The organism is Dactylosporangium sp. CA-233914, assembly GCF_050942935.1.
In the GTDB taxonomy this organism is placed as follows: domain Bacteria; phylum Actinomycetota; class Actinomycetes; order Mycobacteriales; family Micromonosporaceae; genus Dactylosporangium.
The window spans coordinates 12,596,373-12,610,911 of record NZ_CP192030.1 but is presented as its reverse complement, the minus strand read 5'-3'; the positions used below and the strand labels follow the sequence as shown (position 1 = coordinate 12,610,911).

At 68.1% G+C, this 14,539-nt stretch carries 12 protein-coding genes; 9 read left to right on the top strand and 3 right to left on the bottom strand.

Annotated features, from left to right (window positions below; all coding sequences use genetic code 11):
* Positions 1-61: 61 nt before the first annotated feature.
* From ACQPY0_RS56460 to ACQPY0_RS56445, 4 genes are read left to right on the top strand one after another with little or no spacing between them, the layout of a single operon-like run.
* The gene (locus ACQPY0_RS56460) at positions 62-1,003 is read left to right on the top strand and encodes an ABC transporter permease (RefSeq protein ID WP_432981373.1); all 942 of its coding nucleotides are present in this window, start codon (positions 62-64) and stop codon (positions 1,001-1,003) included.
* Entirely contained in the window at positions 1,000-3,555 is a 2,556-nt protein-coding gene (locus ACQPY0_RS56455; RefSeq protein ID WP_432981370.1) for a dipeptide ABC transporter ATP-binding protein, read from the top strand. Before ACQPY0_RS56460 ends, ACQPY0_RS56455 begins: the two co-directional genes overlap by 4 nt.
* Before the next feature lie 32 nt (positions 3,556-3,587).
* Positions 3,588-5,150 carry an alpha-L-arabinofuranosidase C-terminal domain-containing protein gene (locus ACQPY0_RS56450; RefSeq protein ID WP_432981367.1) on the top strand — a complete coding sequence of 521 codons (1,563 nt, stop codon included), beginning with the start codon at positions 3,588-3,590 and terminating at the stop codon, positions 5,148-5,150.
* Positions 5,147-6,004 (top strand): MBL fold metallo-hydrolase, encoded by an 858-nt coding sequence (locus ACQPY0_RS56445; protein ID WP_432981364.1) that lies wholly within the window; start codon positions 5,147-5,149, stop codon positions 6,002-6,004. The genes ACQPY0_RS56450 and ACQPY0_RS56445 overlap by 4 nt, the downstream gene beginning before the upstream one ends.
* A gap of 30 nt (positions 6,005-6,034) precedes the next feature.
* Here the strand turns inward: ACQPY0_RS56445 and ACQPY0_RS56440 are convergent, their stop codons facing one another.
* On the bottom strand, positions 6,035-6,814 hold the full coding sequence (locus tag ACQPY0_RS56440; RefSeq protein WP_432981361.1) for a FadR/GntR family transcriptional regulator: 780 nt from the start codon (positions 6,812-6,814) through the stop codon (positions 6,035-6,037).
* Positions 6,815-7,137: 323 nt separating this feature from the next.
* Here ACQPY0_RS56440 and ACQPY0_RS56435 point away from each other — a divergent pair, with 323 nt between their 5' ends.
* From ACQPY0_RS56435 to ACQPY0_RS56425, 3 genes are all read left to right on the top strand, one after another.
* Positions 7,138-8,703 carry an ABC transporter substrate-binding protein gene (locus tag ACQPY0_RS56435; RefSeq protein WP_432981358.1) on the top strand — a complete coding sequence of 522 codons (1,566 nt, stop codon included), beginning with the start codon at positions 7,138-7,140 and terminating at the stop codon, positions 8,701-8,703.
* 88 nt (positions 8,704-8,791) lie between these two features.
* The gene (locus tag ACQPY0_RS56430; RefSeq protein WP_432981355.1) at positions 8,792-9,880 is read left to right on the top strand and encodes a glycoside hydrolase family 5 protein; all 1,089 of its coding nucleotides are present in this window, start codon (positions 8,792-8,794) and stop codon (positions 9,878-9,880) included.
* Between the two features lie 37 nt (positions 9,881-9,917).
* Positions 9,918-10,931, top strand: a complete 1,014-nt coding sequence (locus ACQPY0_RS56425) for a mannonate dehydratase (protein ID WP_432981352.1) — start codon at positions 9,918-9,920, stop codon at positions 10,929-10,931.
* Between the two features lie 335 nt (positions 10,932-11,266).
* Here the strand turns inward: ACQPY0_RS56425 and ACQPY0_RS56420 are convergent, their stop codons facing one another.
* Positions 11,267-11,620, bottom strand: coding sequence for a hypothetical protein (locus ACQPY0_RS56420; RefSeq protein ID WP_432981349.1), 354 nt, complete (start codon positions 11,618-11,620; stop codon positions 11,267-11,269).
* Between the two features lie 593 nt (positions 11,621-12,213).
* Between ACQPY0_RS56420 and ACQPY0_RS56415 the strand changes: the two genes are divergently transcribed.
* Positions 12,214-12,666, top strand: a complete 453-nt coding sequence (locus ACQPY0_RS56415) for an AfsR/SARP family transcriptional regulator (RefSeq protein ID WP_432995846.1) — start codon at positions 12,214-12,216, stop codon at positions 12,664-12,666.
* A gap of 406 nt (positions 12,667-13,072) precedes the next feature.
* Positions 13,073-13,801, top strand: coding sequence for a glycosyltransferase 87 family protein (locus tag ACQPY0_RS56410; protein ID WP_432981346.1), 729 nt, complete (start codon positions 13,073-13,075; stop codon positions 13,799-13,801).
* Here the strand turns inward: ACQPY0_RS56410 and ACQPY0_RS56405 are convergent.
* A complete protein-coding gene (locus ACQPY0_RS56405; RefSeq protein ID WP_432981344.1) occupies positions 13,791-14,222 on the bottom strand; it encodes a hypothetical protein in 432 nt (143 codons plus the stop codon). The two genes, ACQPY0_RS56410 and ACQPY0_RS56405, sit on opposite strands and share 11 nt — an antisense overlap.
* Between the last annotated feature and the right edge of the window lie 317 nt (positions 14,223-14,539).

Sequence of the window (14,539 nt, the reverse complement as noted above, 5' to 3'; positions counted from 1 at the left end):
CCGTGAAGGTTGCCCACGACGTGGCCCTGCCTGGCACGGTCCCGCGACCCGGCGCTGCCGCATGATCGCGTACACGGCGAAGCGGGTCGCCTCGGCCGCCTTCCTGGTCTTCGTCGTCTCGCTGCTGTCGTTCTTGCTGACCCGGCTCGTGCCGGGCGACCCGGCGCGCACGATTCTCGGGGTCTCCGCGTCCGGCCAGCAGGTGGCGGAGAAGCGCACCGAACTGGGGCTCGACGAGAACGTGTTCGTCGCGTACGCGCAGTGGCTGGGCCACGCCGTGACGGGCAGTCTCGGCTCGTCCTGGTTCACCGGCCAGGATGTGGCGTCCTCGATCGCGAGCCGGCTGCCGGTCACGCTGTCCATCGCGCTCGTGGCCACGGTGGTCGCGGGCGTCATCGGCACAGCTCTCGGCCTGCTGGCCGCCGTTCGGCGCGGCTTCGTCGACCGGCTCCTGCAGCCGATCTCGATCGGCGGCTTCGCGATCCCCAACTTCATCGTCGCGATCGTGCTGCTGGGTGTCTTTGCCATCCGCCTGAGGGCCCTGCCGGCCACCGGGTACACCGACCTGACGGCGGACCCGGCCGGGTGGGCTCGATCGATCACCCTGCCCGTCGTGGCGCTCGCCGTGGGCGCCATCGCCGCGGTGGCCCAGCAGATGCGCAACGCCGCGATCTTCGTCCTCCAGCAGGACTACGTCCGGTCGCTGCGCGGGCGCGGCCTTCGTGGCAGCACCGTCTACCTCAAGCACGTGCTGCGCAATTCCGCTCCGGTGGCGTTGACCGTGCTCTCGTTGCAGTTCATCGGCCTGCTCAGCGGCGCCGTCATCATCGAGAACATGTTCGCGCTGCCGGGCATCGCCGCGATGACGGTCAGCGCGTCGACGCAGCGCGACGAGCCGGTGATCCAGGGCGCGGTCGTGACCGTCGTCGTTGTCGTCGTCCTCGTGAACCTGCTCATCGACCTCGCCTCCGCGTGGCTCAACCCGAAGGTGCGCACATCATGACCGAGGTTGTCGACCCCACGGCGACAGCGCCGCAACTGCGTACGGGCGCGTGGCGCCGGCTTCTGCGAAGCCCGGGCATGCTCATCCCGGCCCTCGTGCTCGCGCTCATGATCATCGCTTGTTTCGCCGCGCCGCTGCTCGGCCTTGTGTCGCCGAACGCGACCGACCCCCTGCACGCGCTGTCCGGACCGACCGCTGAGCACCTGCTCGGCACGGACTCCTCCGGGCGTGACGTGCTGAGCCGGCTGCTCCACGGCGGACAGGCGACCCTTCTGGCGGGGTTGATCGCCACCGCGGTCGCCCTGGTGCTGGGTCTGCCGCTCGGCCTCGTCGCTGGCTATTACGGCGGGCGGATCGACCGGGCGCTGAACTGGGTCTCCAGCCTCGTGCAGGCCCTGCCGGCGATCGTCGCGCTGCTCGCCGTGGCCGCCGTCATCGGCTCGAGCCCGTACGCCATCATGGCCGTCTTCGGCTTGCTGCTGCTGCCGGCGGTGTTCCGGCCGGTCCGCGCCGCGGTGATCGACGTCCGGCGTGAGCTGTACATCGACGCGGCCAAGGTCGCCGGGATCAGCGACACCTCGATCGTCGGCCGCCACATCCTCGGCGTCGTCTTCCCGGTGGCCCTCATCCAGACCGGGTTCATCTTCGGTGTCGCCCTCATCGTGCAGGCCGGCCTGGAGTTCATCGGCATCGGCGATCCGACGGCGGCGAGCTGGGGCTCCATGCTCCAGGACGGCTTCAGCGCCATCTACGGCAACGCCTTCCTGGTCGTCCCGCCCGCCTTCGCCATCGCGCTGACGGTCCTGTGCCTGATGCTCCTGGCGTCGGTCGGCCGTGACCTCACGAGCGAGAGCTCCACACCGTCGCGCCGCGCACGCCGGCGCGTCCCGGCGCCGGGGTCCGATGCCCCGCGAGGACTGCTCGACGTCCGCGACCTGGGCATCACGTATCGCGCCGACGGCAAGGACGCCAAGGTCGTGGAGCACGTCGACTTCTACGTCCGCGAAGGCGAGATCCTCGGGCTGGTCGGCGAATCGGGCTCCGGCAAGACCCAGTCAGTGCTCGGCGTTCTCGGGCTGCTGTCCGCGGGCGGCGCCGTCACGAACGGAACCGTGCTCTTCGACGGCCGCGACATCACCGCGCTGTCCCCGAAGGAGCTGAACCGCCTGCGGGGCCGGGCGATCGGCTACATCCCGCAGGAGCCGATGTCGAACCTCGACCCCAGTTTCACCATCGGTTCGCAGATCACCGAGCCGATGCGGCAGCACCTGCGGCTGTCCCGAGCCGAGGCGAAACGCCGGGCGCTCGAGCTACTGACCCGGGTCGGCATCGTCGACCCCGAACGGACGTTCCGCAGCTATCCGCACGAGATCTCGGGCGGCATGGCCCAGCGCGTGCTCATCGCCGCCGCCGTCTCGTGCGAGCCGCGCCTCATCGTCGCCGACGAGCCGACGACGGCCCTGGACGTGACGGTGCAGGCCGAGGTACTCGATCTCCTGCGCTCGCTGGTCGCCGAGCGAGGGCTGGCGACCGTGCTCGTCACTCACGACCTGGGCGTGGTGGCCGACATGTGCGACCGCGTGGCGGTCCTGCGCGACGGCCACGTGCTGGAACGTGCGGACGTCCAGCAACTGTTCACCCAGCCGCAGGACCCGTACACGATCGCCCTGCTCGACGCGATGCCGTCGCGCCTCCCGCCGCGCGACGTCGCCCAGCGGCAGATCGGCGAGGTCGTGCTGGAGGTTGAGCGCCTCCAGGTGAGCTACCCGGGCCCGCGCGGCGCGGCGTTCGTCGCGCTGGACGACGTCAGCCTTGACGTCCGGCGGGGCGAGACCCTCGGTCTGGTCGGCGAGTCCGGCTCCGGCAAGTCGACGCTCGGGCGAGCGATTCTGGGTCTGGCCCAGGCGACGTCCGGCGACATCCGCTGGGACGGCCGCAGCATCGTGAACGCCTCGCGGGCCGCGCGGCGCGAGCTCAGCGCCGACATCCAGGTCGTGTTCCAGGATCCGTTCAGCTCGCTCAACCCGGCCATGTCCGTCGAGGACATTCTCGTCGAACCACTGCTGAGCGATCCCACGCTGACGCGGGTGCAGGCGTTGCAGCGGGTTCGCGGGCTGCTCGACGAGGTGCATCTGCCCAAGGACGCCGGCCGGCGCCGGGCCCGGGAGTTCTCCGGTGGCCAGCGTCAGCGGATCGCGATCGCGCGGGCGCTGTGCCGGTCGCCCCGGCTGATCATCTGCGACGAGCCGGTGAGCGCTCTGGACCTCTCGACCCAGGCACGCGTGCTGGAACTGTTCAACGAGCTGCAGGACCGGACCGGTGTCGCGTACCTGTTCATCTCGCACGACCTCGACGTGGTGCGGCACATCGCGGATCGGACGGCGGTGATCCGGCACGGCCGCCTGGTCGAGCTCGGTGCGAGCGAGAAGATCGCCACCGACCCCGCCGATCCCTACACGCGGGCTCTGGCGGAGGCCTCACCGCTGCCGGATCCCGTGCTCCAGGCCGAGCGCCGCAAGAAGCGCCTGGAGTCCCGAATGGCGTCACTGTGACGCTCGCCGTCTACCAGCCTGAGGAGGCAGCCATGACAACTGGAACCGTCCGCGTGACCGATCGTTCGCTCGGCACGATCTCGCCGTTGGTGTTCGGCGGCATGATCGAGCACTTCGGCCGCACCGTGTACCCCGGGGTGTGGGACGTCGAGCGGGATGAGGTCCGCGCCGACACCCGGGAGGCCGCAGCCCGGATGGGCGTACGCCTGCTGCGGTACCCCGGCGGCTGTTTCTCCTGCGACTACCACTGGCGCGACGGCGTCGGGCCGCGCTCCGAGCGGCCGACGGTGGCGGAGACCTTCTGGACCGGCCTCCCGCAACGGATGGAGGGCTTCGGGCGGGACTCCCAGTGGGCATCGGGCGCGGAGGCCGTCGGCCGGCTGATCGGCCCGGCCGAGACGAACGCCTTCGGCACCGACGAGTTCCTGCAGTACTGCCTCGACATCGACGCCGAACCATTCCTCGTGATCAACATCGGCACCGGGACGCCCGAGGAGGCCGCCGACTGGGTGCGCTACTGCAACGTCGACCGCAAGTCACCCCGTACGGTCACCTGGTGGTCCATCGGCAATGAGACTTGGGGCTCCCACGAGTACGGGCACGACACGCCCGGCGCGTACGGCGAGCGCGTCGCCGAGTTCGCTCGGGCCATGCGCCTCGTCGACCCCGCCATCAAGCTCGTGGCGGTCGGTCTCCCGGTCTCGGGCGGGACGGAGATCATGGCATCCGGTGAGGAGGGGCTGGGCCTGACGACGTACGCGGCTCGGGATTGGAACAGCGGTGTCCTCAAGGCGTGCGGCGACGTCATCGACCTGCTGTCCGTGCATTGGTACTTCCCAGGCATGATCGGGCGGGCCCTCGACAACGAGAACGACCTCCTGCAGCTCAACACCTCGCCCGATCAGCTCGCGGAAATCCTGCGCGACACGGCCGCCTTCAACGACGAGATGGTTCCCGGGCGCAATATCGGCCTGTCGCTGGACGAGTGGAACCGCATGGTCCAGTTCGACGATCACCTGAGCACGAACCACCCGCTGGGCAACGCGGCGTTCTTCGCCGGCTGCTACAACGCGCTGCTGGCCAACGCCGAGCGGGTGCCGATCGCCGTCATCAGCCATCTCGTCAACTGCCTCGCGCCCATCCAGACCGACGACGACCGGCTGTTCGGCACGGTCGCCTTCCTGGTCGCGCGGCTGTACGAGGCGCACGCGCGGGGCACGTCGCTCGCCGTCGACGTCGAGGCCGCCGCGATCGACGTTCCGCCGCTGGATCGGCTGGCCCCGGATGCCATGACTCTCGGCGACGTGAGCAGCCCGCGCCAGGCCCCGATGCTCAGCGCGTCAGCGACGCGTCACGGCGACGAGACGAGCGTGTTCCTGGTCAACCGCAGCGTCGCGGAGGCGGCCCAGGTGTCCGTGCTCGGCACGGCCGACGGCGAGGCGATCGTGCGCTGGGTCGACGGGCCGGACCTGTGGGCGGTGAACACCCTCGACGCCCCGGAGACGCTCACCGTGCGGGAGAAGCGGGTGGTGGTCGCGCAGGGCCGTGTCGTGGTGACGGTGCCGCCGTGCGGTGTCGCGGTGCTGACCCGATGACCATGATCGAGCCGATCGTCCACGGTGCGCAGCTCGTTACCGACATTCTCGGCTCGGCGCCGGACCCCGGTTCCGCGTCGCTGTGGCGGCTCGGCCAATCGGGCCTGGTCGTCCGCCTTCCTGGCGCGACGCTCGCGATCGACCCGTACCTGAGCAACCACTGCGAGGCGGTACTCGGGTCACCCTTCGACCACCGCCGGCTGACCCGCGCGCCGCTCGACCCGGCCGAGATCGACTTCCTCGACGCGGTCCTGGTCAGCCATGATCATCTCGACCACCTCGACGTGCCGACGATCCGGACGCTGGCCCGGACCAACCCCGGCGCGCGTATCGTCGGCCCGGCCGCCTGCCGGAAGACGTTCGAAGATCTCGGCTGGCGCGCCGAGCAGGTCGTCGTTCTCGGCGACGGGTCCCGCAGCGAGTTTGGCGGCTGGTACGTCGAGGGCTTCGCGGTCCCGCACGAGGAGTTCGACGAGGCGGACGGCTCGACCCGGTATCTCGGATTTGTGGTCGGCGATGCGCGCGTCCGGCTGGCCCACCTCGGCGACAGCCTGGCGCACACCCGCGTCGCGCGGACGCTTGCCGGCAAGGCGGTCGATTTGATCGCCATGCCGATCAACGGGCGCGACGAGGACCGCCGGCGCATGGGGTTCGCCGGCAACATGTCGGCCCGCGAGGCGGTGCGGCTGGCGGTCGAGGCCGGCCGCCCGCCGGCCTTGCCGATGCACTACGACATGTTCGCGCAGAACGTCGATCGGGACGCGCTCGCGACGTTCGAGGCCGCCGCGGCAGCCGCCGCCCTGCCGTACCGGGTCGCCGCGGTCGGCGAGCGGGTGGACTGGGGGTCCCGATGACGGTGTTCGAGTTCGGCGAGGCCGACCCGGTCATGCGGTGACGGCGCTCGTCGCCTGATCCGGCGCGTCCGCCGGGAAGCCGGCGTTGCCAGCGACCTGGCGGTCACCGTCGCGGATCGACTCTTCGAGGCCGAGCCGGGCCTGCTCGAGGTGGACGGCCATCGCGGTGGCCGCGGCGTTCTCGTCCCCGGCCTCGATGGCGTTCAGGATCACCCGGTGAGCGTCGATGATCGCCTCGACCCCGCCGCCGGCGTTGACCCACCCGTTCCACACCCGACGGCGGAGCCGCCGCAGCAGGGGCTCGAGCGACTCCAGCGTGAGCTCGCAGAGGTCGTTGTTCGCCGCTTGCGAGACGGCGGCGTGGAAGGCGACGTCCGCCTCGTGCAGGTGCTCGGCGTCGCGGACCGAGGTGAGCGAATCCAGCGCCTTGTGCAGCGACGCGATGTGTTCGGGCGTGTGGTTGCGCGCGGCGAGCCGGGCGTTGCCGACCTCCACGATCTCGCGGAACTGCTGCAGCTGCTCGTCGTCGACCGCGGTGCCGACGATGCGGAGCGCGAACAGCCTCGACATGTGGGTCGAATCCGGCGTCGAGACCGTGCTTTCCCGGCCTTGGTGGCGCTTGAGCAACCCGATGGCAGACAGGCCCGCGACCGCTTCACGGACCACCGGCACGCTCACGTTCAGCATCTCCGCCAGCTCCCCGGTGCCCGGCATCTGATCGCCGTCGCGGAGGTTGCGCTCCTGGATCAGCTGGATGATCGCCTCAGTCGCCTGGTCGGTGAGCGACGTGCGCTTGATGGATGCCGGCATCTCTCAGCTCCACTCCCGGCGACGGTCCTGGACCCGCGGTACGGGTCCGCAGTACGATCGCGCAAGCCACTTACAAACTTCTCTGATATTAACAGAGAGCCCGCAATGCGGTGAACGTGGCGCTCCGCACTGCGGAGGCCCCCGGAACCTGGCGCCCTGCGGTGTGACGTCGAGTCCGGTCGATGTGGGCAAGGCTAAGGGCAAGGTGTCGCGCAGTCCAGTGGCTTGTGGCGCCGCGCGTCTGCGCTGGTTACTCAGCAGAAACGTCACCGACTCATGTCAGTCATCTCCTTGACACATATCTACTTCTCATATTAGATGATGTGAGCTCGCGCACCGCGGCGACCCGGGGCAGAGAGGCCTTCCACCAGATGAAACGCATATTTGCTGCCGGCATGTCGGCCCTGCTGTTGGCTGCGACCGTCGCCGGCTGCTCCAGCGGTACCAAGGACTCGTCCGGGGCCAAGCGGACCCTGACGCTCGGCGCGATCATCGACGTCGCGTCGTTCGATCCGTCGCAGTCCGACGTCGGCAACTACATGCAGTACCTGCAGCCTGCGTACGACACTCTGATCAAGATCGACTCAACCAACCAGCTCCAGCCGATGCTGGCGACGAAGTGGACCTACACCGACGGCACCAAGACGAAGCTGGAGCTCACCATCCGCGGTGACGTCAAGTTCTCCGACGGCACCGCCATGGACGCGGATGCCGTCGTCAAGAGCCTGGAGCGGTTCAAGGCGGCGAACGGGCCGCGTTCCTCCGCGCTGCAGAACGTCGAATCCATCACGGCGCCGGACAAGACGACGGTCGACATCACGCTCTCGTCGCCGGACCCGGCCCTGGTGCACAACCTCGGGCTCGTGGCCGGCATGATCACGAATCCGGCGGCCGTCGCGACCGACCTGAAGAGCACCCCGGCCGGCACCGGACCGTACGTGCTCGACACGAAGAAGACGAACCGCGGGAACGTCTACGCGTTCGTCCGGAATCAGTACTACTACGACACGGCGGCGTTCCCGTTCAACGAGATCGACATCCGCGTGATGACCGACCCGACCGCCCGGTTGAACGCCGTCAAGACCGGAGAGGTCGATGCCGCTTTCGCGCTGGCGTCGCAGACGAGCACGGCCAAGGGGTCCGGCCTGAACGTGTTGGCCAACCCGGGAGACTGGCAGGGTCTTTTCCTGAATGACCGGGAAGGCAAGATCGTCAAGGCGATGTCGGACGTCCGGGTCCGGCAGGCGATCAGCTACGCGATCGACGGCGACGCCATTCTCAAGTCGTACGCCTTCGGGCACGGGTCGTCCTCGACGCAGATCTTCTACCCGGGCACCGCCGCCTACGACGCTTCCCTGAACTCCAAATACCCGTACGATCCGGCGAAAGCCAAGCAACTGCTGGCCGAAGCCGGGTATGCCGGCGGATTCACGCTGACCATGCCGTCCTCGACCGCGTTCTTCGGCAGCGTCTACCCGATCCTGCAGGAACAGCTCGCGGCGGTCGGCATCAAGGTGGACTACAAGAACGAACCGGCATCGGCCGGGCTGACGCCTTACCTTTCACAGGAGTTCCCCGCCTACCTGTTCAGCTGGGGCTCCTCGGACAACTGGCTCGACGCCAGCCTCCTGCTCGCCAAGAACGGCGCGTGGAACCCGCTCCACGCAGGCGACGCCACCATCGAGTCGCTCATGAAGCAGATCGCCGTGGCGAGCGGCTCCGCGCAGGACGCGCTGTACAAGCAACTGTCCGCGTACGTCGTCGACCAGGCCTGGTTCGTGCCGTTCTACGTCGCGGACAACATCTACATCTCGAGCACCTCGGTCAAGGTCGTCGCGCAGCCGGAACAGAGCGTGCCGTCGATCTACAACTACTCACCGGCTTCCTGATCGATTCCGCCACCGGGCGGGGCGGCGCCGGACAGAATTTTCCCGGAGCGAGCCCGGCCGGACAGCCCCACAAGGAAGGTTGCGTTTGATGAACGTCTCCATTCCGCGCTGGCGCGGATTCAACCTGATCGACTTGTTCTCGACCAGCGTCCGATGGAAGGACGAGTTCCCGATGAGTGACGGCCTGGTGCCGGAGGAGGACTTCGCCCTCATCCGCGAACTCGGCTTCGATTTCGTCCGGGTCCCGCTCTCCTACCTCTGGTTCGGCAAGGGTGCGTTCGGGCGGGAAGTCGACCAGGAACGGCTCCGGCTGCTCGATCGTGTGGTCGAGTTCGGCCGGCAGTACGGGGTGCACGTCATGCTCGGCTTCCACCGTGCGCCCGGCTACTGCGTCACCTCCTCGTCGTACTTCGACTTCCCGGAGCGCGGCGACCTGTTCCGCAGCGATGAGGACCTCGTCGATTTCCTCGAGTGGTGGCGCGCCCTCGCGGAGCGATACCAGCACGTGCCGGCCCAGGAATTGAGCTTCAACCTGCTCAATGAGCCCATCGACATCGACGACGCGACCTTCGACCGTACGTTCCTCCCGGCGGTCGAGGCCATTCACAAGATCTCGCCCGACCGCCGCATCCACGTCGAGGGACGGTTCATGCTGGAGGACGGGACCCTGGACGGCGGTGTCCGCTACGAACCGCCCACCAAGGCGGTCCGGACGCTTCCGAACATCGTGTCGTCGGTGCACATGTACAGCCCGCTGCACCTGACCCACTACGACAACCCGTGGGCGGGATCGAACGCACACCTGCTTCCGCCGCAGTGGCCGTTCACCCCGACCCTGCGTCCGGGGAGCACCAAGCCGTTGGTCGGTGAGGACACGCACCCGTGGGACAAGGCCGCTTTGCGCGACACTGTGGCGCAGTACCTCGATCTGGCCGATTCGGGCCTTGCCGTGCACGTCGGCGAGATCGGCGCCTACACGAAGATCTCGCACGACACGTTCCTGGGCTGGCTCGACGACGCACTCGCGGTGTTCGCCGAGCACGGGATCGGATGGGCCCTGTGGAACTTCCGCGGCCCCTTCGGAGTTCTGGACAGCCGCCGGACCGACGTGAACTACGAGCCGTGGAAGGGGCATCAACTCGATCGGAAGATGCTGGAAATCCTGCGCGCGCACTGATCGCCGCCGTCGAATCCGATCCTGTCGAGAGGACGCCATGTTTCGCCTTGCCGAGTTTCTCTACCCACGCAAGGAGCCGCTGTGGGAACTCGTAAAACAAGCAGGAGTCACTGACGTCGTCGCGATCATGCGGGGTGCCGAGCAGGAGCAGCGGATGTTCGCCGCGCTCGACGGCGGGTTCCGGGGCGAGTCGAAGACCGACGACCTCCCCTGGAGCGAGAAGTCGCTCGCCCGGGACCAATCCCTCTTCGCGGCCGAGGGTATGACCGTCGTCGCCATCGAGGACACGGTCCCGATGGACCGTGTCCGGCTGGGCCTGCCCGGCCGCGACGAGGACATCGCCGCCGTCGTCCAGCAGATCGAGGCGATGGGCAACCTCGGGATCGGGGTGCTCTGCTACAACTGGATGCCGATATCCAGCTGGTCCCGGACGGCGAGCGGCATCCCCAGCCGGGGCGGCGCCCTGGTCACGGGCTTCCGCCTGGCCGACGCCGAGGCGCTGGCCGAGGTCGAGCACCCCGAGACCAGCACGGAAGCCATGTGGGACGCCCTGGCCTACTTCCTGCAAGCGGTCATGCCGGTGGCCGAGCGGAACGGGGTCAAGCTGGGCATGCACCCGGACGACCCGCCCCTGCCGCGGCTGCGCGGCGTGCCGCGCATCATGGGCTCCGCCGACGCCTACCGCCGGCTACTGGCGCTGTACGACTCGCCGGCCAACGGGGTCACCTTCTGCCAGGGCAATTTCGCCCTGATGGACATCGACGGACCCGCTCTGATCCGCGAGTTCGGGAATCGGATCCAGTTCGTCCATTTCCGTAACGTCCGTGGCGCGGCCGCCGACTTCGTCGAGATCTTCCACGACGATGACGGCGTCTTCGACATGGCCGAGTGCATGCGCGCCTACGACTCGATCGGCTTCGAGGGCCCGCTTCGGCCCGACCACGTGCCGACGATGGCCGGTGAGAGCAACGAGCGCCCGGGGTACGAGACGCTCGGACGCCTGTTCGCGCTCGGTTACATCCGCGGCCTCCAGCACGCGATCAGCCCTTGATGACCGTTCTCCACCCGAACCCCCGCGCCCGGATCGCATCCCGAGCCGCGCCAGCCGTGCGTCGGCTGCGGCGCTACGACCAACCCCTACCGCTGGGGGCTGTGCCCAGAGTGCGTCCTGGACGCCGCATCGCCGCCCGCGCCCGCTTGGCGGTAGAAGTACGCGCGTGATCTTGCATCGGACCGGTGGAACGGCGCGGCAGCGTCCGCGCGGTAGGGGCCAGCGGCACGCCCTGGCGTGAACCTGGACGGCATAGCCGCCCGGCCAAGGCGAACCCGTAGCGACCGGCCACCTGTAGCCCGATCTCGGCCAGCCGGAGATGGACCGGATCCACCTCAGCCGGCCAGCGTCTGCGGCGGCGTCACCAACTCGGGGAAGCGTGCCTGCCAGAGCAGCCTCAGCCGGGCGGGCAGCCACAGGTCAGGCCACAGCCGGCGCAGCGTGGCACCGTCGAGCCAGCGGCACAGATCAGCGTCGGTGGCGGCCTGGTTCAGAACCGTCTGGTACATCACCTGAAGATCACCCGGGTCGTCCAGGTCATAGGTGCTGTCACCCGACCAGTCCAGCCACCGGTCAAGGGTCACTTGGCCACTGGTCGGACCCCGCAGGCCGGCCAGGCTGCCGGGAACCGCGTAGCTGCGCTGGTCGATATACCGCGAACCAGGCGGCGCACCGCTCACCCTCGCCATGACGACACCTCTCAACCCGATCGTACGCGGCGGGCGGCCCATTTCAGCGGCGCAGCGCAGCCAGCATTCCGGCCACGCGGCTGCTGGAGGAGGCGATCGCGTTGTGATCCTGCTGTGATCGGATGTTCAGCCTTCGGCATGCCTCCGCGAGGCGAGCGGTTCAGGCCGTCCTCGGCGGGTGGCGTTGTCCAGATGGTCCCACCGGCGGTCACCGTCGCCGGCTCCAACCGCGCCTACCTGCGCTGGTGCAACGCCAACGCCCGCCACCCCGACGTCCTCGCTGCGCAACGCCGCGAACGCGCCCGCATCCGTTCCGAACGCCAACGCCGGTGGGGCCAGCTCACCAGACGAACAGCGGTTCCAGCCTAAACACAAGCCGCTGACCAGTAACAACTCCAAACCGGCCGGACCCATGTGCTTACGAACTGCGGAACCCGGGGCGTGGCGCACCGGGGCAGACCGCCAAGCCCACGAGTAAGGAGCAAGCTCAGTGGCTACTTTCATACATCACAAGGCTGCGTCAGCGACTCGATGCCGGAAAATCCGCCAATCAGCCAATAGTGCTACAGCGGCAACGGGAAGGCTATGTGCTGATGGTCGATCCTCAAGCGGTCGACGTGCACCGGTTCCGGGCAGGCACGCGACCGCCGCGGGAAGGCGAAGACGCTGCACAGGTGTTGCGACGACTCGAAGCGGCCTTGGCCGAGTGGACGGGCGATCCGTTGCACGGAATGCAAAGCCGGTGGGCGGCAGGAGTGCGGCAGGACCTGCGCGCTAGGCGCCGCCGTTGCCTGATTGAGATCGCGGATATGAGTCTGTCGATGCAGGATCGCCGTGACCTCAGCGGTCTGCTCGGTGTCTATTTGACCGAGGAGCCGTTCGACGAGTTGGTTGTCGAGAAGTGCATGTTGACACTGAGTGCTTCCGGCCAGACGTCTCGGGCACTGGAGCTTTACACCGATACGCGGGTACGTCTGCTCGATGAGCTCGGCATTGAGCCGTCGGCATCGTTGCAGAAGATCAATCTTGAGTTGCTGCGACAGTGAGCGGCTCGGGGCGTCCGGTCTTCAAGCTGCTACGGTGGGTGTCGATGGGACAGATTGTCGCGATTGCGTGGCGGCTCGGAGTCGCCGCGGTGGTGTGGTTGGTCGTCGCCGTCGGGCAGGACGCCTACGGCAACCGTCACCACTTCTCCGATTTGCGGATCTACCACCTTGCGGTGCGGTGGTGGCGTGACGGTCGCCCTCTTTACGATTTCGCCGTCCCGGACCCGACCCAGGGTTCGCTCGGGTTCACCTATCCACCGTTCGCCGCGCTGGTGCTGCGGCCGCTGGCCGGACTCGCCTGGCCGGTGCCGGTGCAGGTTGCGTTCGGCGCGGTGTCCGTGCTGGCCTTCGCGGCTTCGTTGTGGCTGCTCTCATTGCCAGTCGCGCGCCGGCTCGGCCAGCCAGCATGGTTCATGTTCCTGCTGGCAATGTGGGCATCGGCTTGGCCGTGGCGGTCAAGCTCACACCCGGCATCTTTATCGTGTACCTGCTGTGTACGCGTCGTTGGAAGGCCGCGGGCGTCGCCACCGTGACAGCCGCTGGGGCGTCCGGGGTCGCCTGGGCGGTTGCGCCTGGTGACTCGTGGACCTACTGGACCCACACCCTTTTCGGCGGCGACGGCATCGGACATCCCGAGTATTTGTTCAACCAGTCGCTGATGGGGGTGGTGGCGAGGGCTTCGGACCCGCCGCAGCGGGTGCTCTGGCTGTTGCTTGTGCTGGGGGTCGTCGGTTTCGGCATGTGGCGGGCGGCTCGGGCGTACACCGCAGGCAGCGAACTGACCGGCCTGACCGTCGCCGGCCTGACCGGATGCCTGGCCAGCCCGATCACCTGGGTGCACCACATCTTCTGGTTCGTTCCCGCGATCCTGCTGCTGGTAACCGCGGGCACGCGGCCGCTGCGGTGGATGCCGCTGCTCGGCGCCGCAGTCGTGTACCTCACGGTGACGTTCAGCGTCATCTCGTTCTACGCCTACGACCTGCACGAGCCCGGTGGGCTCACCGGCGCGGTCCTTGGCAACTGGGACGTGCTGCTCATGATCGCGCTCGTCGCCGCTTTGCCGGCCGTGCAGCGTGAGCCGGTGGCGGCGCCTGCCGACGCCGCCACCGATCAGACTCTCTCGGTCAACAACTGACTCGGATCTCGTTGGAGTACTTCGTCCCGACGATCGTGTTGGGCGGCGGTGGGTATCCGCCCTGGCCCCACAGCTCAACCTTGACCCGGTAGGTCTGGGTGCCCGTGTCCCGGCAGTTGTAGGAGACGTACTGGATACCGCTGTCGGTCCGCTCCATGGTGCGCAACGTTGACCAGTACCCGAGGCCGACGTACTTCTGCAGGTGCACCTTGATAAGCTGCTGCTCGGTAGAGCATTCGGTGTAGCTGCCCTCGCCGTTGATGGCGTAACCACTCTGGTAGGTAACCCCGACATCGAAAATCTTCGCGCATGCGGCTGCGACCTGCGTGCCGACCTCTGCCGCATTTGCCGGCGCCCCAGTACCGACGAGTGCAGTGGTAACCGCGAGTGATCCGAGTGTTGCGGCCAGGAACTTCTTCATCGCTCTCCTTGGATGCTGGTCGGTGATGAGCGTGTCCCAGCATCGGTCGGCGGAGTTGACGCATCGTTGAACGATCGTTGGAGGGCCGGACGTCCTCAGCGTTCGTCGCCGTGGCCTGGTGCGGCAACGCGTGCCTTTCGACGCCGCTGGGCAATTCGGAACCGTATGAGCTGACCCGTGCGCACAGGTTGAAACCGCTGCGGTACGCGTTGGTACAGGCTGGGCAGTCAGCGACCCTCGACGAGCTCACCGATTTGGCGGTGCCGATCTCCAACATGTTGTGGCTGGACACGCCGGGCCCGTCCAGCGCGCTTGCG

Excerpts from the sequence above, each read along its gene's own strand:
- ACQPY0_RS56460 (WP_432981373.1), top strand. The coding sequence starts at position 62 with ATGATCGCGTACACGGCGAAGCGGGTCGCCTCGGCCGCCTTCCTGGTC.
- ACQPY0_RS56455 (WP_432981370.1), top strand. The coding sequence starts at position 1,000 with ATGACCGAGGTTGTCGACCCCACGGCGACAGCGCCGCAACTGCGTACG.
- ACQPY0_RS56450 (WP_432981367.1), top strand. The coding sequence starts at position 3,588 with ATGACAACTGGAACCGTCCGCGTGACCGATCGTTCGCTCGGCACGATC.
- ACQPY0_RS56445 (WP_432981364.1), top strand. The coding sequence starts at position 5,147 with ATGACCATGATCGAGCCGATCGTCCACGGTGCGCAGCTCGTTACCGAC.
- ACQPY0_RS56440 (WP_432981361.1), bottom strand. The coding sequence starts at position 6,814 with ATGCCGGCATCCATCAAGCGCACGTCGCTCACCGACCAGGCGACTGAG.
- ACQPY0_RS56430 (WP_432981355.1), top strand. The coding sequence starts at position 8,792 with ATGAACGTCTCCATTCCGCGCTGGCGCGGATTCAACCTGATCGACTTG.
- ACQPY0_RS56425 (WP_432981352.1), top strand. The coding sequence starts at position 9,918 with ATGTTTCGCCTTGCCGAGTTTCTCTACCCACGCAAGGAGCCGCTGTGG.
- ACQPY0_RS56420 (WP_432981349.1), bottom strand. The coding sequence starts at position 11,620 with ATGGCGAGGGTGAGCGGTGCGCCGCCTGGTTCGCGGTATATCGACCAG.
- ACQPY0_RS56415 (WP_432995846.1), top strand. The coding sequence starts at position 12,214 with ATGGTCGATCCTCAAGCGGTCGACGTGCACCGGTTCCGGGCAGGCACG.
- ACQPY0_RS56410 (WP_432981346.1), top strand. The coding sequence starts at position 13,073 with ATGGTTCATGTTCCTGCTGGCAATGTGGGCATCGGCTTGGCCGTGGCG.
- ACQPY0_RS56405 (WP_432981344.1), bottom strand. The coding sequence starts at position 14,222 with ATGAAGAAGTTCCTGGCCGCAACACTCGGATCACTCGCGGTTACCACT.